The 21,686-nt window shown below is 63.5% G+C and carries 19 protein-coding genes; 6 read left to right on the top strand and 13 right to left on the bottom strand.

What is annotated here, in order from left to right:
- Positions 1–194 precede the first annotated feature (194 nt).
- Entirely contained in the window at positions 195–353 is a 159-nt protein-coding gene (locus tag DMX12_RS21130; protein WP_009681539.1) for a YqaE/Pmp3 family membrane protein, read from the bottom strand.
- 160 nt (positions 354–513) lie between these two features.
- A complete protein-coding gene (locus DMX12_RS21125) occupies positions 514–1,794 on the bottom strand; it encodes an aspartate aminotransferase family protein (RefSeq protein ID WP_110679378.1) in 1,281 nt (426 codons plus the stop codon).
- A 211-nt stretch (positions 1,795–2,005) separates the two neighbouring features.
- Between DMX12_RS21125 and DMX12_RS21120 the strand changes: the two genes are divergently transcribed.
- A complete protein-coding gene (locus tag DMX12_RS21120; protein ID WP_110679377.1) occupies positions 2,006–2,929 on the top strand; it encodes a LysR family transcriptional regulator in 924 nt (307 codons plus the stop codon).
- A 280-nt stretch (positions 2,930–3,209) separates the two neighbouring features.
- Here the strand turns inward: DMX12_RS21120 and DMX12_RS21115 are convergent, their stop codons facing one another.
- The 9 genes from DMX12_RS21115 to bioB all read right to left on the bottom strand — a co-directional run bounded on the left by DMX12_RS21115 (position 3,210) and on the right by bioB (position 13,539).
- Positions 3,210–4,988 (bottom strand): acyl-CoA dehydrogenase C-terminal domain-containing protein, encoded by a 1,779-nt coding sequence (locus tag DMX12_RS21115; RefSeq protein WP_110679376.1) that lies wholly within the window; start codon positions 4,986–4,988, stop codon positions 3,210–3,212.
- 124 nt (positions 4,989–5,112) lie between these two features.
- Positions 5,113–6,396, bottom strand: coding sequence for a diguanylate cyclase (locus DMX12_RS21110; protein WP_110679375.1), 1,284 nt, complete (start codon positions 6,394–6,396; stop codon positions 5,113–5,115).
- Positions 6,397–6,568: 172 nt separating this feature from the next.
- Entirely contained in the window at positions 6,569–8,374 is a 1,806-nt protein-coding gene (locus DMX12_RS21105; RefSeq protein ID WP_029886352.1) for a phenylacyl-CoA dehydrogenase, read from the bottom strand.
- Positions 8,375–8,663: 289 nt separating this feature from the next.
- Positions 8,664–8,960, bottom strand: coding sequence for a hypothetical protein (locus DMX12_RS21100; RefSeq protein ID WP_009681533.1), 297 nt, complete (start codon positions 8,958–8,960; stop codon positions 8,664–8,666).
- Between the two features lie 120 nt (positions 8,961–9,080).
- Positions 9,081–9,761 carry a dethiobiotin synthase gene (gene bioD / locus DMX12_RS21095; protein ID WP_110679374.1) on the bottom strand — a complete coding sequence of 227 codons (681 nt, stop codon included), beginning with the start codon at positions 9,759–9,761 and terminating at the stop codon, positions 9,081–9,083.
- Positions 9,762–9,771: 10 nt separating this feature from the next.
- Positions 9,772–10,590 (bottom strand): malonyl-ACP O-methyltransferase BioC, encoded by an 819-nt coding sequence (gene bioC / locus DMX12_RS21090; RefSeq protein WP_110679373.1) that lies wholly within the window; start codon positions 10,588–10,590, stop codon positions 9,772–9,774.
- Positions 10,583–11,314, bottom strand: a complete 732-nt coding sequence (locus DMX12_RS21085; protein ID WP_110679372.1) for an alpha/beta fold hydrolase — start codon at positions 11,312–11,314, stop codon at positions 10,583–10,585. The genes bioC and DMX12_RS21085 overlap by 8 nt, the downstream gene beginning before the upstream one ends.
- Positions 11,307–12,479, bottom strand: coding sequence for an 8-amino-7-oxononanoate synthase (gene bioF, locus DMX12_RS21080; protein ID WP_110679371.1), 1,173 nt, complete (start codon positions 12,477–12,479; stop codon positions 11,307–11,309). The genes DMX12_RS21085 and bioF overlap by 8 nt, the downstream gene beginning before the upstream one ends.
- Position 12,480: 1 nt before the next feature.
- Complete coding sequence (gene bioB / locus DMX12_RS21075; protein ID WP_009681528.1) at positions 12,481–13,539, bottom strand: biotin synthase BioB; 1,059 nt, start codon at positions 13,537–13,539, stop codon at positions 12,481–12,483.
- A gap of 89 nt (positions 13,540–13,628) precedes the next feature.
- Between bioB and DMX12_RS21070 the strand changes: the two genes are divergently transcribed.
- The 4 genes from DMX12_RS21070 to rarD all read left to right on the top strand — a co-directional run bounded on the left by DMX12_RS21070 (position 13,629) and on the right by rarD (position 17,187).
- Entirely contained in the window at positions 13,629–14,360 is a 732-nt protein-coding gene (locus tag DMX12_RS21070; RefSeq protein WP_110679370.1) for a ComF family protein, read from the top strand.
- 54 nt (positions 14,361–14,414) lie between these two features.
- Positions 14,415–15,161, top strand: a complete 747-nt coding sequence (locus tag DMX12_RS21065) for a TOBE domain-containing protein (protein WP_110679369.1) — start codon at positions 14,415–14,417, stop codon at positions 15,159–15,161.
- Between the two features lie 99 nt (positions 15,162–15,260).
- Complete coding sequence (locus DMX12_RS21060; RefSeq protein WP_009681525.1) at positions 15,261–16,235, top strand: serine/threonine protein kinase; 975 nt, start codon at positions 15,261–15,263, stop codon at positions 16,233–16,235.
- Between the two features lie 64 nt (positions 16,236–16,299).
- On the top strand, positions 16,300–17,187 hold the full coding sequence (gene rarD / locus DMX12_RS21055) for an EamA family transporter RarD (RefSeq protein ID WP_029886359.1): 888 nt from the start codon (positions 16,300–16,302) through the stop codon (positions 17,185–17,187).
- Between the two features lie 294 nt (positions 17,188–17,481).
- Here rarD and DMX12_RS21050 read toward each other — a convergent pair whose 3' ends face one another.
- The gene (locus DMX12_RS21050; protein WP_110679368.1) at positions 17,482–18,000 is read right to left on the bottom strand and encodes a glycine cleavage system protein R; all 519 of its coding nucleotides are present in this window, start codon (positions 17,998–18,000) and stop codon (positions 17,482–17,484) included.
- A gap of 449 nt (positions 18,001–18,449) precedes the next feature.
- On the opposite strand from DMX12_RS21050, the gene DMX12_RS21045 reads away from it, so the two are divergent.
- The gene (locus DMX12_RS21045; RefSeq protein ID WP_110679367.1) at positions 18,450–20,627 is read left to right on the top strand and encodes a malate synthase G; all 2,178 of its coding nucleotides are present in this window, start codon (positions 18,450–18,452) and stop codon (positions 20,625–20,627) included.
- A gap of 446 nt (positions 20,628–21,073) precedes the next feature.
- On the opposite strand, the gene DMX12_RS21040 is transcribed toward DMX12_RS21045, so the two are convergent.
- A complete protein-coding gene (locus tag DMX12_RS21040) occupies positions 21,074–21,613 on the bottom strand; it encodes a response regulator (RefSeq protein ID WP_110679366.1) in 540 nt (179 codons plus the stop codon).
- Positions 21,614–21,686: the final 73 nt, after the last annotated feature.

The raw sequence follows: 21,686 nt of genomic DNA, 5'->3' as shown, positions 1-21,686 counted from the left end.
CTGGCCCGAAACAAACGTAGGAGCGAGCGCAGCTCGCGATTGCGCCGCGCGGGCGGCGCTCGATCTCACAGGCGCTGAAGATGCTCCGGCTACCCTTGCCAGGAACCATAGAATCTCCCACAGGTACAGCGAAGGCGTTGAATGCTGCACCAACCTGTGGGAACCCGGCTTACCGGCGATGAAGCCTGGGCAGGCTAACGCTTGGCGATGATGTACACCGCATGCACGATCCCTGGAATGTACCCCAGCAGGGTCAGCAGAATGTTCAGCCAGAACGCCCCGCCAAACCCAACCTGCAGAAACACCCCGAGCGGCGGCAAGATAATGGCGATGATAATGCGGATAAAGTCCATGCGAGTCTCTCCTGAAGGGGTTACAACACAGACTAGCCGCTGGTCCTGGAGGTTCCACAGGCAAAAAAAACGCCCCGGGCCGAATGGAACAGGCCAGGGGCGATGCGCAGGAACGCCAGACGGTTCGTAGAATTGATTAACGTGCCACTTACCCCGACACTTAGGCCGACACTTCGCGGCGCGCATGCTGCTGCGCATGCAGGCGGGCAAAGGCGCGGGCCAGGCGCAGCAGCATTTCGTCGATATTGCCCTTGCTCACGGTCAGCGCCGGAGAGAAACGCACCACATCCGCTTGTGGGGCGTTGAGCAGCAAGCCTTCGTGCAGGGCGGCAGCCACCAGTTCGCGCGCCTGGTTTTCCTTCAGCTGCAGCGCCCACAGCAGCCCTTGCCCGCGTACTTCGCCCTGGCCATAACGCCCCGCCAGGCGGCTCAGGCCGTCGCGCAGGTGGCGGCCGTGGTCCTGCACCTGGCCGAAGAAGCCGGGCTCCAGTACGGTATCCAGCACAGCCAGGCCCGCAGCGCACATCAGCACATTGCCATGGTGGCTGCCCTCCAGCTCGCCCGGTTCGGCGCAGCACGCCGTACCGCGGGCCAGCAACGCGGCCAGTGGCACACCACCGCCCAGGCCTTTACCCAGGGTGATGATGTCGGCACGCACGCCATAGGTCTCCTCGGCCAACAATGCGCCACAGCGCCCGATGCCGGTCTGTACCTCATCGAGGATCAGCAGGATGCCCAGCTCACGACAGAGGGTTTCCACGCCCTTGAGGTACTCGCGGCTCGCCGGAATTACCCCGGCCTCGCCCTGCACCGGCTCCAGCATGATGGCCACAGTGCGCGAATCCACTTCGGCGTGCAGTGCCGCTAGGTCATTGAACGGCACCTTGCTGAACCCGGGCAGGCCCGGTTCACAGCGGTTGCAGGGCAATGGGTCGGACGCCGACAGCGCGCCCAGGCTGCGGCCATGGCAGGCCTGGCTGGCGGTGATGATGTGATAGGCGCCATTGCGGTGCAGTTGGCCCCACTTGCGCGCCAGCTTGATCGCCCCTTCACAGGCTTCGGCACCGCTGTTGAGCAGGTAGGCCTGGTCGCTGCCGGTGCTCTGGCACAGGCGGTTGGCCAGCGCCAGCAGGCCACGGCTATGAAACCCCGCGCCTGGGTTGATCAGCGCCTGGGCCTGGCTGCCCAACGCCTTGACCAGCACGCTGGGGCTATGGCCCAGGCTGTTCACTGCGCCGCCCTGGGTGAAGTCCAGGTAGGCATGCCCGGCATCGTCCCACAACCAGGAGCCCTGCCCGCGCACGAACACCTGCGCAGGCCGTTCGGTCCCGGGCATCAGGCAGTCACGCGACAACTCGGCAGCAGGTGGCACACGCACCGGCACAGGCTTGGGCTCGGCCGCGGCGGTCGGGGCCGAGCGGCGCAGGTTGAACAGGTTCATCGGGGCTCCAGCCAATGCACGGTAAGGGGCGAGCACAGGGCGGTCTTGGCGCCGCCGCTCATTATTTTGTCTTGCCTATCAAAAGTGTTTCTCATCCACGGTAACAATCGACTTATTCAGCGCTGTAACCCTTTGGAATACGGCGATAGACTAGGCGCCACGAGGGGTCACGGCCATTTCGATTTTCCAGCATTTTTGATAAGCATCACTTATGGATTTTCGCCAACTGCGTTATTTCGTCGCGGTGTACGAAGAGGGCCACGTCGGCCGCGCCGCCGAGCGCCTGTCGCTGTCACAGCCAGCGCTTTCACAACAGATCCGCCAACTGGAACACAGCCTGGACCTGAGCCTGTTCGAGCGCAGCAACAAGCGCCTGCTGCCGACCCTGGCGGCCCATACCCTGTACAACCATGCCCTGCCGCTGCTCGATGGCCTGCAGCGCGCCCACGAGGCCATGCGCAACTTCAAGGGCCAGTCTTTGCGCACCTTGGCCATCGGTGTGCTGCAAACGGTACGCCCCAGCCTGGTGCCGCAATTGCTCGAACGGCTGCGCAAGGCCCAACCCCACCTGGTGGTGCAGATCTACGAGTTATCGGGGCTGGAGATAGAGCGGCGCCTGCTCAGCGGTAACCTGGACATCGGCATCAGCTACCTGCCGCCACGCCAGCCCGGCCTGCATGGCCTGTTGCTGTACGAGGACGAGCTGCAATTGGTGATACCCGCCACCCACCCACTGAAGGATTTCAAGAAGGTGTCCTTCCGCCAGGCGGCCGAGTTGCCCATGCTGATGCTGGGCGAGGAGTTTCAGATCCGCCAGATCTGGCAGGCCCAGTTAGCCAGCCAGGGCCGGCGGCCGCAGGTGCAGGCCGAGATGAACAACATGGCGGGTATTCTCGACAGCCTGGCGCACACCGCGCTGGCAACCATTCTGCCAGGCCGGGCCAAAGACGCCGCCGAGGACGACCCAGGGCTGTTGTGGAAGCCGCTGAGCGAGCCGCGTGTACCGTTGAAGGTGGGGCTGGTGTTCCGCGATGCCCAGCGCCAGCAGGCATCGGTCGAACTGCTGCGTACGCTGCTGGAAGAAGAGACGGACGCGCGACAGCTGGGCGCATCACCGCTGGATGTGCTGGCCTGATAAAACACGCGCGCAAAGAAAACCCCGCCGAAGCGGGGTTTTCCAGACTGTTTCCCTGTGACATCCGTATCGCCCCGCCATCCTGGCAGGTGGTCCTTCGTCGCCATCCTTGATCTGTCCTTTGCGCTTCCTGCGCAACGTCCATGTGGTAAAGATTAGCCGTGGATCCAATCTGAGAACAGTGGTGAAAAGTCACCACGTTGTGTAGGAAAAGGCTTACATAAGTGAGGCATTCGCAGATACGCGAAGCACAGGGGCCGCTGGGCGGCCCCTGAATCAGCTAGAACTGCTCGGCATCCAGCAGGTAAAGCGACTCACTGCCCGCCTTCACCGAGGCCACCAGCGAATCCACCCGTGGCAGCAAGCGCGCGAAGTAGAACCGCGCCGTGCCCAGCTTGCCCGAATAGAACGCCTCGTCGCCCTCACCCGCCTTCGCCGCCCGCGCCATCAATGCCCACATGTAGCCATAGGCGACATAACCAAAGGCATGCAGGTACTCGACCGATGCTGCGCCAATTTCATTCGGGTTGCCCTTGGCCTGCTGCAGTACCCATTCAGTCAGCCCATCCAGCTGGCCGAGCGCAGCACCCAGTGGGCGGGTGAACTCATCCAGCTCGCTACCCGCACTGGCCATGAACTGGCGAATTTCGTCGGAGAACAGCGTGTAGTAGGCGCCGCCGCTGGCCACCACCTTGCGGCCCATCAGGTCGAGGGCCTGAATGCCGTTGGTGCCCTCGTAGATCTGGGTGATGCGCACATCACGCACCAGTTGCTCCTGGCCCCATTCACGGATGTAGCCATGCCCGCCGAACACTTGCTGGCCGTGCACCGCGCACTCCAGGCCCAGGTCGGTCAGGAAGGCCTTGGCCACCGGCGTAAGCAATGCCACCAGTTCTTCGCTGCGTTTGCGCACGCCAGGGTCTTCGCTGTACTTGGCACTGTCCAGTTGCATGGCCACATAGGTGGAAAACGCGCGGCCACCCTCGATGAGTGCCTTCATGGTCAACAGCATGCGCCGCACATCCGGGTGGACGATGATCGGGTCGGCGGCTTTGTCCTTGGCTTGCGGGCCGGTGGGGGCACGGCTTTGCAAACGGTCGCGCGCGTACTCCACGGCATTCTGGTAGGAACGCTCGGCCGTCGCCAGCCCCTGTATACCCACCCCCAGGCGCTCGTAGTTCATCATGGTGAACATGGCTGCCAGGCCTTTGTTCGGCTCACCGACGATATAGCCCACAGCCTCGTCGAAGTTCATGACGCAGGTAGCCGACGCCTGAATGCCCATCTTGTGCTCGATGGAGCCACAGGTGGCCGGGTTGCGCGCGCCGAGGCTGCCATCCTCGTTCACCATGAACTTGGGCACCAGGAACAGCGAGATGCCCTTCGGCCCCGCTGGCGCATCCGGCAACTTGGCCAGCACCAGGTGGATGATGTTCTCGGTCAGGTCGTGCTCGCCGCCGGTGATGAAGATCTTGGTGCCGCTGACCTTGTAGCTGCCGTCCGCCTGTGGCTCGGCCTTGGTGCGGATGATGCCGAGGTCGGTACCCGCATGCGGTTCGGTCAGGCACATGGAGCCAGCCCATACACCGGCGTACATGTTGGGCAGGTACTTTTCCTTCAGCGCCTCGCTGGCGTGGGCGTTGATCGACAGGCAGGCGCCGGCGGTCAGCATCGGGTACAGGCCAAAGGCCAGGCTCGAGGCATTGACCATTTCCTCGACCTGCGCCGAAATGGCCTTGGGCATGCCCATGCCGCCAAACAGCGGGTCGCCACCCACGCCTACCCAGCCACCTTCGGCGTAGGTGTTGTAGGCCTCGATGAAACCGGCCGGCGTGCGCACCGCGCCGTTGTCCCAGTGGCAGCCCTCTTCATCGGCCGCGCGGCTGAGCGGTGCGATGCTCTTGGCGGTCACCTTGCCAGCCTCCTCCAGTACGGCCATGGCCGTATCGGCATCGACGAGTTCGGCCAGCCCGGGCAACTGGGCCCACTGCTCAGCCACGTTGAACACTTCATTCAGTACGAAGCGCATGTCGCGCACGGGCGCTTTATAGTCAGCCATGACAACCTCTCGCAAGTGGGGGCTGGGCGGTCTCGGGGTACCGCGACACTGGGGTTGATGCCAGTGTAACCGAACAACATTTACGAGACATAGGGTCATCAATCGACCATATAGTCTATTTTGGTCACGCAGTACGTATAGCCCCACGCCGCGATTGCTGGCCATGCACCACCACACAGTTGCGCCCTGCGCCTTTGGCGTTGTAGAGCGCCTGGTCGGCCGACTTGAGCACCGCTTCGGGGTTGCGGTGATCGGCCTGGCGCTCGGCAACGCCAATGCTGATGGTGACCGAAACCGTGCCGCCGCTGCTGCCGGCGCGGCGTTGGCGCCCGGTGCTATCGTCTTGCGGGCGGCTGTGCTTGTCGCGCAGGTGCATCACATAATTGGCGATCACTTCGCGCACCGCTTCCACATGGGGCACGCATTCCTCGGCGGTCTTGCCGGCGAACACCAAGGCGAACTCCTCCCCCCCATAGCGGTAGGCACGCCCACCGCCGGTGACCTTGGCCAAACGGCTGGCCACCAGGCGCAGCACCTGATCGCCGACATCGTGACCGTGGGTGTCGTTGAATTTCTTGAAGTGGTCAACGTCGGTCATGGCGATGACATAGTTGCGACCCAGCCGCTGCATGCGCTCGTTCAACGCACGCCGGCCGGGCAAACCGGTCAGCTCGTCGCGGAAGGCCATCTGGTAGGCCTCGTGCGCAACCGCTGCGGCGATCATCAACATCACCTGGCTGCACATGATGTTCAGCGTGAACGGCAGGATGAACGTTTGCGGCAGCATCCAGAAAATGCCCAGCAGGCCGATGATCTGGGCCGCGTGCAACGGCCTCGGCGCGCGCAGGTACTGCACCACCAGCAGGATGAACACCCCCGCGAACAGCGGGTAGGCCAACTGGATCAGGCTCATCCACTGGCCATGCAAGGTCGGCCAGCGAATCTCCGCCAACCAGGTCAGCAGCGCCTCGGGGTAGCTTTGCTCCAGGGCCACTGCCACACTGCCCACGGCAAACAGCACCGCGCCACGGGCCACCAGGTCCTGCAGCAGGTGGGTGCGCTCCTGCCAGGCACCATACAGGCCGAACAATGCCGGCAACAGCAGGCATACCAGGTGGAAGACCACCGCTGCATCCTCGCGCACACGGCCGTGGTCGCGGTAGAAGTCGGTCTGGGTGTCGAGCAGAAAGTAGGCGATATATACCGTAAGCATCAGAAACAGCTCACGTTGCCGACGATACACCGCGCAGTAAGCGCCACCCAGCAGCAGCACCAAGGTCGGCAGAACATTGAACAGCGATGTGAAAAACACACTGAGGTCTCTCACATAAGCTGCGGCGAGCCCTGCCAACAGCAGCAGCAGCGAGGGCAGGAAGTGGCTGGCACGTACAGCGTTAAAACGAAACAAGGGTAATCTCCGACCCGGCAGATCAATAGTGGCATTGTGCCCTTATTTCATCGGCAGCGTACCCGAACAGTTGAATTTCAAATCGGCCAGGGTGTTGTCGAGTGGCCTGGGCCTGAACAAAAAAAAACCGCCTGCCGGTGAGGGCAGGCGGGTTCTGGCAACAGCGGCTGAATCAGTACGCCAGGCCGAAGCTCTCTTCGTCCATGTCCATCAGGTTGTTGGCACCCGACAGCATGGCCGCTACATGCGTGCGGGTACGCGGCAGGATGCGCTGGAAGTAGAAGCGCGCGGTCTGCAGCTTGGCGGTGTAGAACGCCGCTTCGCTAGTGCCGGCGGCCAGCTTTTCAGCGGCCAGGCGGGCGATGTCGGCCCAGAAGTAGGCCAGGCAGGCGTAGCCGGAATACATCACGTAATCGACCGAGGCCGCACCCACTTCTTCGCGGTCTTTCATGGCAGCCATGCCCACTTTCATGGTCAGCTCGCCCCATTCCTTGTTGATGGCTGCCAGCGGCTCGACGAACTCCTTGACCGCCTCGACACCTTCCTGCGCCTGGCAGAACTTGTGCACGATCTTGGTGAAGCCCTTCAGCGCTTCGCCCTGGGTCATCAGCACTTTGCGGCCGAGCAGGTCGAGGGCCTGGATGCCCGTGGTGCCCTCGTACAGCATCGAGATACGGCTATCACGCACGTTCTGCTCCATGCCCCACTCGGCGATGAAGCCGTGGCCGCCATAGATCTGCACGCCGTGGTTGGCCGCTTCGAAACCGACTTCGGTCATGAACGCCTTGGCGATCGGGGTGAGGAAGGCCAGCAGGGCATCGGCCTTCTTGCGCTCTTCTTCATCCTGGCTGTACTTGACGATGTCCACCTGCTTGGCGGTGAAGTAGACCATCGCGCGGTTGCCCTCGGCGAACGCTTTCATGGTCAGCAGCATGCGGCGCACGTCCGGGTGGACGATGATCGGGTCGGCGGCCTTGTCCGGTGCCTTGGGGCCGGTCAGGGAGCGCATCTGCAAACGCTCGCGGGCGTACTTCAGGCCACCCTGGAACGCGACTTCGGCGTGGGCCAGGCCCTGCAGCGCGGTACCCAGGCGCGCGGTGTTCATGAAGGTGAACATGCAGTTCAGGCCTTTGTTGGCCGGGCCGATCAGGTAGCCGGTGGCGCCATCGAAGTTCATCACGCAGGTGGCGTTGCCGTGGATGCCCATCTTGTGTTCGATCGAGCCGCAGCTCACGCCATTGCGCTCACCCACACCGCCCTCGGCATTGGGCAGGAACTTCGGCACGATGAACAGCGAAATGCCCTTGGTACCGGCCGGTGCATCCGGCAGGCGCGCGAGAACGATATGCACGATGTTCTCGGCCATGTCGTGCTCACCCGCGGAAATGAAGATCTTGGTGCCCGACACCTTGTAGCTGCCGTCAGCCTGCGGTTCGGCCTTGGTGCGCAGCATGCCCAGGTCGGTACCGCAGTGTGGCTCGGTCAGGCACATGGTGCCGGTCCATTCGCCCGACACCAGCTTGGTCAGGTAGGTGTGCTGCTGCTCGGCGGTGCCGTGCGCAGAAATGGTGTTCATGGCGCCGTGGGACAAGCCCGGGTACATGCCCCACGACCAGTTCGCACCACCGACCATCTCGCTCAGGGCCAGGCCCAACGACTCTGGCAGGCCCTGGCCGCCGTGTTCCACATCATGTGCCAAGCTGGGCCAGCCGCCTTCGACGAATTGTTCGTAAGCCGCCTTGAAGCCGGTTGGGGTTTTCACGCCCGACTCGCTCCAGGTGCAGCCTTCCTGGTCACCCACACGGTTCAGCGGCGCCAGTACCTGCTCACAGAACTTCGCACCTTCTTCAAGAATCGCGTCGACCATGTCGGGCGTTGCGTCCTGGCAACCCGGCAGGCTCTGATAGTGCGCCTCGTAGCCGAGCAGCTCGTCGCGAACGAAGCGGATATCACGCAAGGGGGCTTTGTAGTCAGGCATTGCGATGAACCTCTAGGTGAGTTCTGTGGGGTGACCCGCGTGCGCCGCGGCGTCTGTCAAACAGTTGTTTGAAACTTACGTTTAGCTCCGGCTTCTGTCAAGGAGGGACGATAGTGCCATTTACGCCACGAAAAATGGCGTTTATGCCAAGCTCAATAAAAACAATACCCTGTGGGAGCGGGCATGCCCGCGAAAGAGCTGGGCCAGACAATGGGGTTGCCTGAGCTGACGCTTTCGCGGGCACGCCCGCTCCCACAGGGGCTATGTGTTATTCGAAATCGGCGCTCTGTCAGGCGTAGGTATCGATGATCCGGCCGAGCATTTCGTCGGATGCCTTGACGACCTTTGCGCCAAGCTCGACTTCAGTCTTGCCGACCGCCTGTTGCACCAGGCTGGTGGCCAGGTCCATCTGCTGGCTGCGGTCGACCGCACGCAGGCGTTCGGCCTGGAAGTCGCTGGACTGGCTGGTGGCAGTACGTTCGGCGGTGGTGTTGGCGATCTGGCTGGCGGCCTGATCGACGCGGTTCTGGCCGGCTTGTATAGCGCTCAGGCCCGCGTAATAGGCGGAGCTACCGGTGATTTCCATGTCAGGACTCCATTGACGCTGGATAGGTACACAGCTCATTAAAACAGGCCGTCGGTAAAAAGGCCCGTTTAAATCGCTAATGGCCCGGTGCCAGTTGATAGGCCCTGAGTATTCCAGCACCTAATCCAGCAAATCCAGCTGCAAATGCTCAGCCACCTTGTTTGCACTGGCCTGCTTGAGCTTGGGCACCCGCCCCAGGCACGGCGCTGGCAAGCGCTCGGCCAGGCTGGCCAGGTTCTCTTCCAGCCGTGAAGTGCGCGGCTCGATGATGTTCGCCACCCAGCCTGCCAACTGCAGCCCGTCGCGCTCGATCGCCTCGGCGCTGAGCAAGGCATGGCTGATACACCCCAGCCGCACCCCCACCACCAGAATCACCGGCAACTGCAGGGCCACCGCCAGATCTGAAAGGTTCTCCAGCCCCGACAGCGGCACACGCCAGCCCCCAGCCCCCTCGACCAAGGTGAAATCGGCATTTTGTTGCAGCACATTGCGCATAGCCGCCAGCAGCGCTGGCACGTCCAATGTCACCCCCGCCTCGCGTGCTGCCACATGCGGCGCGATCGCAGGCTCGAACGCATACGGGTTGACCTGCTCATACGGCAACTTGATGGTGCTTTCATCAATCAGCGCCTGGGCGTCGCTGTTGCGTAAACCCTTGGGGGTCATCGTGCACCCCGAGGCCACCGGCTTGGCGCCCAGGGTGCTCAAGCCTTGCAACCGCACCGCATGCAGCAACCCGGCCGCGACAGTGGTCTTGCCGACATCGGTATCGGTACCGGCGATGAAATAGGCCTTGCTCATCTCGCTCCCCTTACGCCTGTAGCTTGCGCAACACACCATAGACCACCTGATAGGTGGCTGGCAGCCCGGCAGGCTGGCGAAATGCCTCGTACGCCTGCAGCAGGCCCTGCATGCGTGCCCGGCCAGTCAACCCGGACGGTCGCCCAGGATTGAGATTGTGCGCCCCCAACGCTTTCAGTTCGTGGGTCAGGCTGCGTACGTCCGGGTAATGCAGCACATGCGCACAGCGATGCAGCTCAAGCTGCTCAAAACCGCTGGCGGCACACAGGCGCTGGTAGTCCTCGAAACGGCGGAAGCGGTTTACATGCACCAGGCCGTCCACCGCCTGCCAGCTGGCACGCAGTTCGTCGAGGGTACCTACGCACAAGCTGCTGAAGGCCAGCACGCCGCCCGGGCGCAGTACCCGCAGCGCCTCGGCCAGCACACTGGCGAACTGGTCGCACCATTGCACGGCCAGGCTGGTGAACACCAGGTCGACGCTGGCATCGCGCAATGGCAAACGCTCGGCGTCGCCGGCCACGTGGTAGTGCGCCCCGCGTTGTTCATTGCGGGCATGGCGCAGCATGCCTTCGGCGATATCCACCGCCACACCGCTGGACTGGGCGAACCGCTCGGCCAGGATACGGCTGAAATGGCCGGTACCGCTGCCCAGGTCCAGCCAGCGCAATGGCTGCCAGCCTGCCGGCACTTGCCCCAACAGGCTCAAGCCCACGGCGCGCTGCAACGCGGCTACGCTGTCGTAGCTGGCTGCAGCGCGGGAGAACGAAGCCGCTACCTGGCGCTTGTCGGGCAGCGCGCCGGGCAGGGTCGGACAGGAAAGGTCAGTCATCGCCACTCTCATGCAGGAAACTCTTGATGCCCGCCGCCAGCTCTTGCGGGTACTCCAGCAAGAAGGCGTGGGAACTGTCTTCTACCAGGCCCACCTCCACATCGGGCAGCAGCTCGCTCAAGGCCTTGGCTGCCTCGCCAGGCACCAGCGCATCGCTGCCGGCGAACAGGTGCAGTTGCGGGCCGCCGTAGGCCTGCAGGGCGTCGCGGGTATCCAGCTTGGCCAGCACTTCAAGGCCGGTGGCGAGGTACAGAGGGTCGGTGTCTGGTACGCCGACACCCAGCTGGCGCAGCAGGGTACGCGGCTGCTGGGCGCCATCACTGCACAAGCTGCGAAAGCGCTTCAGGGTGACTCCGGTATGGCTGCGGCAGCCGTCGAGGAAGGTGCCGAAGGTGTCTTCGGCCATGCCATGCGGCCAGTCGCCACGGGCAACGAAACTGGGGTTGCTGGCCAAGGTGAGCAAGCCGCAGCAGTGGTCGCCACGCTTGTGTGCCAGGGCGCTGGCGAGCATGCCGCCCAACGACCAGCCACCTAGCCAGACATCGCCCGGCAATTTACGGTCGAGGTGCTCAAGCCAGCCCTCAACATCGCTGTGGGGCAATTCCGGCAGGGGCATCAGCTCTACCTGCAGACGGGGGTCCTGGGCGCGCAGGCTGGCGGCCAGCGGTTCCAGTGCGGCAGTGCCCAGGCCCCAGCCGGGCAGCAGTACAAGACGATTACGCATCGGCGTTCTCCAATTGTGGATAACACTCGGCCAATGCATTCAACAATAGCTGCACCTGCGCCTGGCTGTGGGCGGCGCTCAATGTTACGCGCAGACGGGCACTGCCCGCCGGTACGGTCGGTGGGCGGATGGCGGTGACCAGCAAGCCGCGTTCGCGCAACATGCGCGACAGGCGCAAGGCCTGCGCGCTGTCGCCAATCACGATCGGCTGGATCGGTGTGGGGCTGTCCATCAGTTCCAGGCCGATCTGCTGCGCGCCTTCACGGAACTGGCGAATCAACGCGGCCAGATGCTCGCGGCGCCAGCTCTCGCGGCGTAGCAGCTCCAGGCTCTTCAGCGTGGCGCAGGCCAGTGCCGGTGGCTGGCTGGTGGTGTAGATGTAGGGGCGGGCGAATTGCACCAGCGCCTCGATCAGTTCCTCGCTCCCGGCAACAAAGGCACCGGAAGTACCGCAGGCCTTGCCCAGCGTACCGATCAGCACCGGTACATCGTCCACGCCCAGGCCGAAGTGCTCGACGATACCACCGCCCCGAGCGCCAAGGGTGCCCAGGCCATGGGCATCGTCCACCATCAGCCAGGCACCCCGGGCCCGGGCGACCTCGGCCAGGGCCGGCAGGTCGGCCAGGTCGCCGTCCATGCTGAACACACCGTCAGTGACCACCAGGGTATTGCCAACGGCCTTGTCCAGGCGGCTGGCCAGGCTGGCCGGGTCGTTGTGCAGGTAGCGGTTGAACCGCGCACCGCTGAGCAGCCCGCCATCGAGCAGCGAGGCATGGTTCAGGCGGTCCTGCAGCACCGTGTCGCCCTGCCCCACCAGGGCGGTGATGGCGCCCAGGTTGGCCATGTAGCCGGTGGAAAACAGCAGCGCACGGGGCCGCCCCGTCAGCTCGGCCAGCGCCTCTTCGACCTGGTGGTGTGGGGTGCTATGGCCGATCACCAGGTGCGACGCACCGCCACCGACACCCCAGCGCTCGGCACCGGCCTGCCAGGCGCCAACCACCTCGGGGTGGTTGGCCAGGCCCAGGTAATCGTTGCTGCAGAAGGCCAGCAAGCGCTGGCCGTCGACCACCACCTCCGGGCCTTGCGGGCTTTCCAGCAGTGGCCGTTGCCGGTACAGGTCCGCAGCGCGCCGTTCGGCCAGGCGCGCCGCCAGGTCGAAAGCCATCTCAGGCGGTCGCGGCGTTGTAGAACATCTCGCTGCTGCGCTGCTCGACCAGCGCCTGCTCGATGGCGGCCTGGTGCACTTCGTCGGCGTGCTCCTCGCGTGCTTCAGGCTTGATGCCCAGGCGCGCGAACAGCTGCATGTCCTTGTCAGCCTGCGGGTTGGCAGTAGTCAGCAGTTTTTCACCGTAGAAAATCGAGTTGGCACCGGCCATGAAGGCCAGGGCCTGCATCTGTTCGTTCATCTGCTCACGGCCGGCAGACAGGCGCACATGCGACTTGGGCATCAACAGGCGGGCTACGGCCAGCATGCGAATGAAGTCGAACGGGTCGACATCTTCCTCCTCGGCCAGCGGCGTACCGGCCACCTTGACCAGCATGTTGATCGGCACCGACTCGGGGTGTTCGGGCAGGTTGGCCAGCTGGATCAGCAGCCCGGCGCGGTCGTCCAGCGACTCGCCCATGCCCAGGATGCCGCCCGAGCAGATCTTCATGCCCGCATCGCGCACGTAGGCCAGGGTCTGCAGGCGCTCGCTGTAGGTGCGCGTAGTGATGATGCTGCCGTAGAACTCCGGCGAGGTGTCGAGGTTGTGGTTGTAGTAGTCGAGGCCGGCTTGGGCCAGGGCCTGGGTCTGCTCCTGGTCGAGCTTGCCCAGGGTCATGCAGGTTTCCAGGCCCAAGGCCTTCACCCCTTTGACCATCTCCAGTACATAAGGCATGTCTTTGGCCGACGGGTGCTTCCACGCCGCGCCCATGCAGAAGCGGGTCGAGCCAATGGCTTTGGCGCGTGCTGCTTCTTCCAGCACCTTCTGCACTTCCATCAACTTCTGTTTTTCCAGCCCAGTGTTGTAGTGGCCGGACTGTGGACAATATTTGCAATCTTCCGGGCAGGCTCCGGTCTTGATCGACAGCAACGTCGAAACCTGCACGCGGTTGGGGTCGAAATGCGCGCGGTGCACCGTCTGCGCCTGGAACAGCAAGTCATTGAAAGGCTGCTGGAACAGGGCCTTGACCTCGGCCAGGGACCAGTCGTGACGTGTTGTTGCAGTTGTGCTGGCGCTCATCGGCGTTTCCTTGTTTAGGCTTAAGCTGGCGCGGGGACAGGAAAGCCCGCCAGCGCATCACGGATAACTCGCATAGTCACGGATGGCCTATGAACTGTCAACTCAACTGGAAACGACTGGTTTACAAGTGCTCACTTATTAACCAGATTTGTTTATTGTGCGACGCGCCTGCCGGGCAACACTACCCGCTGTGCGTCGGTTGTGAGCAAGAGCTGCCCTGGCTGGGCGACCATTGCCGCTACTGCGCCCTGCCACTGCCCATGGCCGGCCTCGCCTGCGCCCAGTGCAGCCGCCGCTTGCCGGTGTTCGAAAAGGTCTTTGCCCTGTGGCATTTCGGCTTTCCGGTCGACACGTTGATCAGCCGCTTCAAGCACAACCGGCAGTGGCCGTTGGGGCGTTTGATGGCCGAGTTGCTTGGGCAAGGGCTACGCTACCGCTATGCCGAGGGGTTGCCACGCCCTGAACTGCTGTTGCCTGTGCCCATGGCCAGGCGTCGACTGCGCGAGCGTGGGTTCAACCAGGCCGGGCTGCTGGCCCGCTGGCTGGCGGCGCACGTGGGCATACCGTGCGATGAGCGGGTACTGCTGCGCACTCGGGAAACCCCCGCGCAGCAGCGGTTGAGTGCCAAAGGCAGGCGGCGCAATCTGCGCCAGGCCTTTGCGGTCGCCGGTGACCTGCCTGGCAAGCACGTCGCCATCGTCGATGACGTGTTGACCACTGGCGCTACCGCCCAGTCCATTGCCCAGGTGTTGCGCAAAGCCGGGGCACAGCGGGTGGATGTGTATTGCCTGGCGCGTACGCCGAAGCCGGGGTATGTATAACCCTGCCGCTAGGCCACACTATTCGCCCCAGGCCCCTACAGCGACCGGATGCCCATGCCCTTGCCCACTCTACTCACCCAGCACATAACCCGGCGCCCGCAGCGCATCGCACTGCTGCAGCACATTGCCGAGCAAGGCTCGATCACCCGTGCGGCCAAGGCGGCGGGCATCAGCTACAAGGCAGCCTGGGACGCCATAGATGAGCTCAACAACCTGGCCAGTCAGCCGTTGGTCGAGCGCAGCACTGGCGGGCGTGGGGGTGGGGGCGCCCGGCTGTCGGTGGAGGGTCAGCGCGTATTGCGCCTGTACCAAAGGCTGCAGGCCCTGCAGGCGCAAATTCTCGAGGCCGCGGAAGAGTCCAGCGACCTCGACTTGCTTGGGCGCCTGATGCTACGCACCAGCGCGCGCAACCAGCTGCAGGGCCAGGTCAGCGGCCTGCGCCATGAGGGCCGCTATGACCGGGTCAGCCTGGCGCTGGGTGGCGGGCTGGAGATCGACGCGCTGATCACCCACGACAGCACCGCGCGGTTGGAGCTGACCTTGGGCAGCAGGGTGGTGGCGCTGCTCAAGGCAGGCTGGGTGCAGTTGCTGGCCGAGGGGGACAAGCCTGAAGCGGGGAGCAATTGCCTGCGGGCCACGATCGAAGACGTGCTGGTGGAGGCCGACGGGCCCAATGAAGTCCGGTTGGCGCTGGGCAACGGGCAAACGCTGTGTGCCATGGCAGAGGCGGGTTGGTTGGCCGGCCAGCAGGTACGGGTTCAGTTCCATCCTGCCTATGTGTTGCTCGGGGTGCCTGCCTAGGCCGGCCGTGGCACAGGCGGTTCGCGGGTAAACCCTACGGGTACGCTACAGGGATAACCCTGTACCATGGAGCCCATGCCGTATACCCCCGGAGCTCCCATGTCCCATCCGTTCGATACCCTCACCCCTGACCTGGTCCTGGACGCCGTGGAAAGCCTCGGCTTTCTCAGCGATGCCCGGGTGCTGGCACTGAACAGCTACGAGAACCGCGTCTACCAGGTGGGCATCGAGGGGGCGCAGCCGCTGATCGCCAAGTTCTACCGGCCTGGCCGCTGGAGCGATGCGGCCATCCTCGAAGAACACAGCTTTACCGCTGAACTGGCCGATTGCGAAGTGCCGGTCGTAGCGCCCATGCAGCACGCCGGCCGCACCTTGTTCGAGCACCAGGGCTTTCGCTTCACGTTGTTCCCGCGCCGTGGCGGCCATGCCCCGGAGCCTGGCAACCTCGACCAGCTCTACCGCCTGGGGCAACTGCTTGGCCGCCTGCATGCCGTCGGCGCCTGCAAACCGTTCGCTCACCGTGAAGCGCTGACTGTGGACAGTTTCGGCCATGCCTCGCTGAACACTGTGCTCGATGGGGGTTTTGTACCCCGCGAGCTGCTGCCGGCGTACGCGTCAGTGGCCCGCGACCTGCTCAAGCGGGTCGAAGACATCTACGCCCGCACCCCGCACCAGCTCATCCGCCTGCATGGCGACCTGCACCCCGGCAACCTGATGCACCGCGAAGACGTGTACCACGTGGTCGACCTCGACGACTGCCGCATGGGCCCCGCCGTACAAGACCTGTGGATGATGCTGGCCGGCGACCGCCAGGAGCGCCTGGGGCAGTTGGCCGAACTGATCGACGGCTACAACGAGTTCCACGACTTCGACCCGCGCGAGCTGGCCCTGATCGAACCGCTGCGGGCGCTGCGCCAGTTGCATTACAGCGCGTGGCTGGCGCGGCGCTGGGATGACCCGGCATTCCCGCCCAGCTTCCCCTGGTTCGGCCAGCCGCGCTATTGGGGCGATCAGATCCTCGCCCTGCGCGAACAAATGGCGGCGCTGGATGAAGCGCCACTGAAATTGTTCTAAAAGGGTGCACGCCTCTGTCTACAATAGGGGTCGCTTTATTTAGCTACCTAAGCAAGGATTCTGCATGCACGCCGCAAACCCGCGTCGCGGGTATCTCCTGGGCCTGAGCGCCTACATCATCTGGGGCCTGTTCCCGATTTACTTCAAGGCAATCCAGAGCGTCCCGGCGGTGGAGATCATCGTCCACCGGGTGCTTTGGTCGGCACTGTTCGGCTCGCTGCTGCTACTGCTGTGGAAACACCCCGGCTGGTGGCGCGAGCTGCGCGACAACCCGCGCCGGCTGGGGGTCCTGGCCCTGAGCGGGGCGCTGATCGCCTTCAACTGGCTGACCTATGTGTGGTCGGTCAACAACGGGCGCATGCTCGAGGCCAGCCTGGGTTACTACATCAACCCGCTGATCAACGTGCTGCTGGGCATGCTGCTGCTGGGCGAGCGGCTGCGCCGCCTGCAATGGCTGGCAGTGGGCATGGCTGCAGTTGGCGTGGCCCAGCAGGTGTGGCAGGTGGGCAGCCTGCCCTGGGTGTCGCTGGCGCTGGCGCTGAGCTTTGGCTTCTACGGGCTGATCCGCAAACAGGCCCCGGTCGCAGCGCTGCCGGGGTTGGTCGTGGAAACCTGGATGCTGGTACCGCTGGCCCTGGGCTGGTTGCTGCTGCACCCAACGGCCATGAGTGCACAAGGCGCATTCTACACCAGCAGCGAAGCACTCTGGCTGATGGCGGCGGGGCCGGTGACCCTGGTACCGCTGGTGTGCTTCAACGCCGCAGCACGGCACCTGCCCTACACCACCCTCGGCTTCCTGCAATACCTGGCGCCAACCCTGGTACTGCTGCAGGCGGTGCTGCTGTTCGATGAGCATTTGTCCTCCAGCACCCTGGTAGCCTTCATGTTCATCTGGGCTGGCCTGGCCATTTACAGCGTGGATGCCTGGCTAAGTTTGCGCAAGCGCGCCTGATCAAAAAACGATCAAAACTCTGCAGGCCATGGAGTACCTGGCCTGCAGAGACATCTCCAAAGGTTATCCACACCCTCGTCCCCGTGCTTTGTGCACAAGCTGCTGAATTTTGGGTGTTTTTTGAGCAAACCTCTGCAGCGGGCGCATTGCCTGGGCTGGAGAGGTGAACCCCCAGGTTATCCACAGGGCCTTCCCCGTGATACTGGGATAACCGCAAGGGATGTCTTTACCAAATCCCCTGTGGGAGCGGCCTTGCGTCGCGATGGGCCGCAAAGCGGCCCCCGGCCAATCCACTCAATCCTCCGCCCGCAACTGCAATTCCACCATCAAGTCATCCGCCAGACTCTCCAGCCGCTGCTGCAACTCGTCCAGCGGCAAGGCCAGGGGCAAGGCCAACAAGGCATCGGCATGGAACAACGACTCGCTGCTCATCGGTGCCGGCCGCACTTCTGTCGTGAACCGTTCCACGTTCACCTGCAACTCCGCCAGCAAACGAGTGATGTCCCGCACGATCCCCGGCCGGTCATTGCCGACCAGTTCCATGGCAATCGGCTTCCAGGTACACGAGGGTTCCACCCCGCTTTCTGCAACCAGCACGCGAATGTCGTACTGGGCCAGCCCCTGCAACGCCGCCACCAGCCCATCGTGATGTTCAGCCGGCACCGCCACCCGCAGGATCCCGGCAAACTGCCCGGCCATGCGCGACATGCGGCTTTCCAGCCAGTTGCCGCTGTGGTCGGCGATGCACTGCGCAACACGTTCCACCTGGCCGGCCTTGTCAGGGGCGATAACAGTCAGTACAAGATGATCCACAAGCCGTTCCTCGTGTCGAACCGCGCCAAGCGCAGAAAATCGGGGGGTCGGCTCAGTATAGGCAAGGCGCGGCAACCTGCCGCAGGGCAATCCGCACAGCCAATCGTGTACTGTTTCAAGATTTATCTGGAACAATCCACCCTTTTTTTGCGAACATACCTGCTCCCAGCGTGACCATACGCGACCAATGGGTCGCACAACGGCGCTTTTAGTCTGATTTTGCCCCGTCTACTGCATCATGTAGTATCCCGTGGCGCGGACTACAAAACGTCGTTTGGATGTCTGCCAAGGCGCCTGTGAAAATACGCACACTGTCTGCCAGCCAGTCTGGCGGGCTGCACCCAGCCGCGCTCGGGGTCTTCCCCGGGGGCAAGTACTGGTACGTGTTTAGAGAAGCGCTACAGGCTTAATACAGAAGAGCGAAATAGCTGAGCAGAGTGAGGCAAGCAATGACTGGATACGTTCAAGTCGGTGGCCTTCAGGTCGCCAAGGTCCTGTACGACTTCGTGAACAACGAAGCCATCCCCGGGACCGGCATCGTCGCCGAGCAGTTCTGGGCGGGTGCAGAGAAGATCATCAATGACCTCGCTCCAAAGAACAAAGCCCTGCTCGCCAAGCGCGACGAGCTGCAAGCCAAGATCGACGCCTACCACCAGGCACGCAAAGGCCAGGCCCATGACGCCGCAGCCTACAAAGCATTCCTTCAGGAAATCGGCTACCTGCTGCCACAAGCCGACGATTTCCAGGCCACCACCCAGAACGTGGACGAAGAAATCGCCCATATGGCCGGCCCGCAGCTGGTCGTGCCGGTGATGAACGCCCGTTTTGCCCTCAACGCCGCCAACGCCCGTTGGGGTTCGCTGTACGACGCGCTGTATGGCACCGATGCCATCAGCGATGAAGGCGGCGCCGAAAAAGGCCAGGGTTACAACAAAGTGCGTGGCGACAAGGTGATTGCCTTCGCCCGCGCCTTCCTTGACGAAGCCGCGCCGCTGGCGGCTGGGTCGCACGTCGACTCCACCGCCTACCGCATCGAAGCCGGCAAGCTGGTGGTCACCCTGAAGGGCGGCACCAACACCGGCCTGCGTGACGACGCCCAACTGATCGGCTTCCAGGGTGATGCCGCGGCACCGACTGCCGTGCTGCTGAAACACAACGGCCTGCATTTCGAAATCCAGGTCGATGCCAGCACCCCGGTCGGCAGCACCGACGCCGCTGGCGTCAAAGACATCCTGATGGAGTCGGCACTGACCACCATCATGGACTGCGAAGACTCGGTCGCCGCCGTCGATGCCGACGACAAGGTCATCGTCTACCGCAACTGGCTGGGCCTGATGAAGGGCGACCTGGCCGAAAGCGTGAGCAAAGGTGGCAAGACCTTCACCCGCACCATGAACCCCGACCGCGAGTACGCTGCGCCCAACGGTGGCAGCGTGACCCTGCACGGCCGTTCGCTGCTGTTCGTGCGTAACGTTGGCCACTTGATGACCAACCCGGCAATTCTCTACGCCCAGGGCAACGAAATTCCGGAAGGCATCCAGGATGGCCTGTTCACCAACCTGATCGCCCTGCACAACCTCAATGGCAACACCAGCCGCAAGAATACCCGCAGTGGCAGCGTGTACATCGTCAAGCCGAAGATGCATGGCCCTGAGGAAGTGGCGTTTGCCGCCGAGATTTTCAGCCAGGTCGAAGACCTGCTGGGCATGCCGCGCAACACCGTGAAGGTCGGCATCATGGACGAGGAGCGCCGGACCACGGTCAACCTCAAGTCCTGCATCAAGGCCGCTGCCGAGCGCGTCGCGTTCATCAACACCGGCTTCCTCGACCGCACGGGCGATGAAATTCACACCTCGATGGAGGCCGGCGCCGTGGTGCGCAAAGGTGCCATGAAGAACGAGAAGTGGATCGGTGCCTACGAAAACAACAACGTCGATGTCGGCCTGGCGACCGGCCTGCAAGGCCGTGCGCAGATCGGCAAAGGCATGTGGGCCATGCCCGACCTGATGGCCGCCATGCTCGAGCAGAAGATCGCCCACCCGCTGGCCGGTGCCAACACCGCCTGGGTGCCATCGCCCACTGCCGCCACCCTGCATGCCCTGCACTACCACAAGGTGGACGTACAGGCACGCCAGCGTGAACTGGCCTCACGCACCCCGGCGTCGGTGGACGATATCCTGGCCATCCCGCTGGCCGCCGACACCAACTGGTCAGCCGAAGAGATCCGCAACGAGCTGGACAACAATGCCCAGGGCATCCTCGGCTATGTCGTGCGCTGGATCGACCAGGGTGTCGGTTGCTCGAAGGTGCCAGACATCAACAACGTCGGCCTGATGGAAGACCGCGCCACCCTGCGCATCTCCGCGCAACTGCTGGCCAACTGGCTGCGCCACGGCGTGGTCAGCCAGGCGCAGGTGCTGGAAAGCCTCAAGCGTATGGCGGTGGTGGTCGACCAGCAGAACGCCGCTGACCCTCTGTACCGCCCGATGGCGCCGAACTTCGACGACAACATTGCGTTCCAGGCGGCAGTGGAGCTGGTGGTCGAAGGTGGCAAGCAGCCCAATGGCTATACCGAGCCAGTGCTGCACCGCCGTCGCCGCGAGTACAAGGCGCGTAACGGGTTGTAAGTTACACCTGCGTACGGGGGCCGCTTTGCGGCCCTATCGCCGGCAAGCCAGCTCCCACAGGGATCGCATCAGGGCTGACAGGTGTTTGCCACAAGGTATGCAGCGCCTGTTAGAGCGAGCGCCGCCCGCGCGGCGCATCGCGAGCTGCGCTCGCTCCTACGTTTGTTTCGGGCCAATTATTCCTGTGGGATTTGCGCGCGAACGCCTTGGCGCATGCCTCAAAATCGCGCCGTACACACAAGGCGGCCGCGCGCGCCTGTCACAGGCGTTACTGGCCCGAAACAAACGTAGGAGCGAGCGCAGCTCGCGATGCGCCGCGCGGGCGGCGCTCGATCTCACAGGCGCTGAAGGTGCTCCGGCTACCCTTGCCAGGAACCATAGAATCTCCCACAGGGGCTGCACAGGTTTCGGAATCTGTGCGGCCTCTGTGAGAGACGGGCGACTCTTCAATCGAGCTTCAGCTCTTTCTTCACCAGCTCCAGCAACTTGCCCAGGTCCACCGGCTTGAGCAGGAAGTCCACCACCCCCAGGTGCATCACGTCCACCGCCTCTGCCACATCGGTGTCGCCCGACACGACGATGATCGACAACGCCGCCCGCTCCGACCCGCGAATCTTGCGGATCAGCTCCAGCCCATCCTCTGGCTGCATGCGCAAATCGGTAATCATCAAACCGATGCGCTGCTGGAAATGCAGGTACAACCTGGCCTCCTCGGCCCCGTCCGCGCCCACACACTCAATGCCCCGGCTTTTCAGGTACAGGATCAAAGCCTCACGGTTCACCGCGTTGTCGTCCACCACCAGCACCAACGGCTTTACGACTACCGGCGCACTGGCCATACCCAATGCCTCGCGCTCTTCGTCGCTTAAAATATCGATTTGCTCAGGCATGGCCATCTCGTCAAAAAAATTCCGCTTCACCCATAGGACCGCAGAACTTGCGTCGCCCGGTTCGCCTTTCGTCGGGTCTTTGACAGGGGGGCTCATAGACTTACGTCCAATGGGCACCACCCCGCCGCAAGCCGACCATGGAGGCAGAGAACAACATGGCCGGCACCTA

The sequence above is a fragment of the Pseudomonas sp. MB-090624 genome (assembly GCF_003205245.1).
Classification (GTDB): Bacteria; Pseudomonadota; Gammaproteobacteria; order Pseudomonadales; family Pseudomonadaceae; genus Aquipseudomonas; species Aquipseudomonas juntendi.
This window is presented reverse-complemented; position numbering and strand designations above follow the sequence as displayed.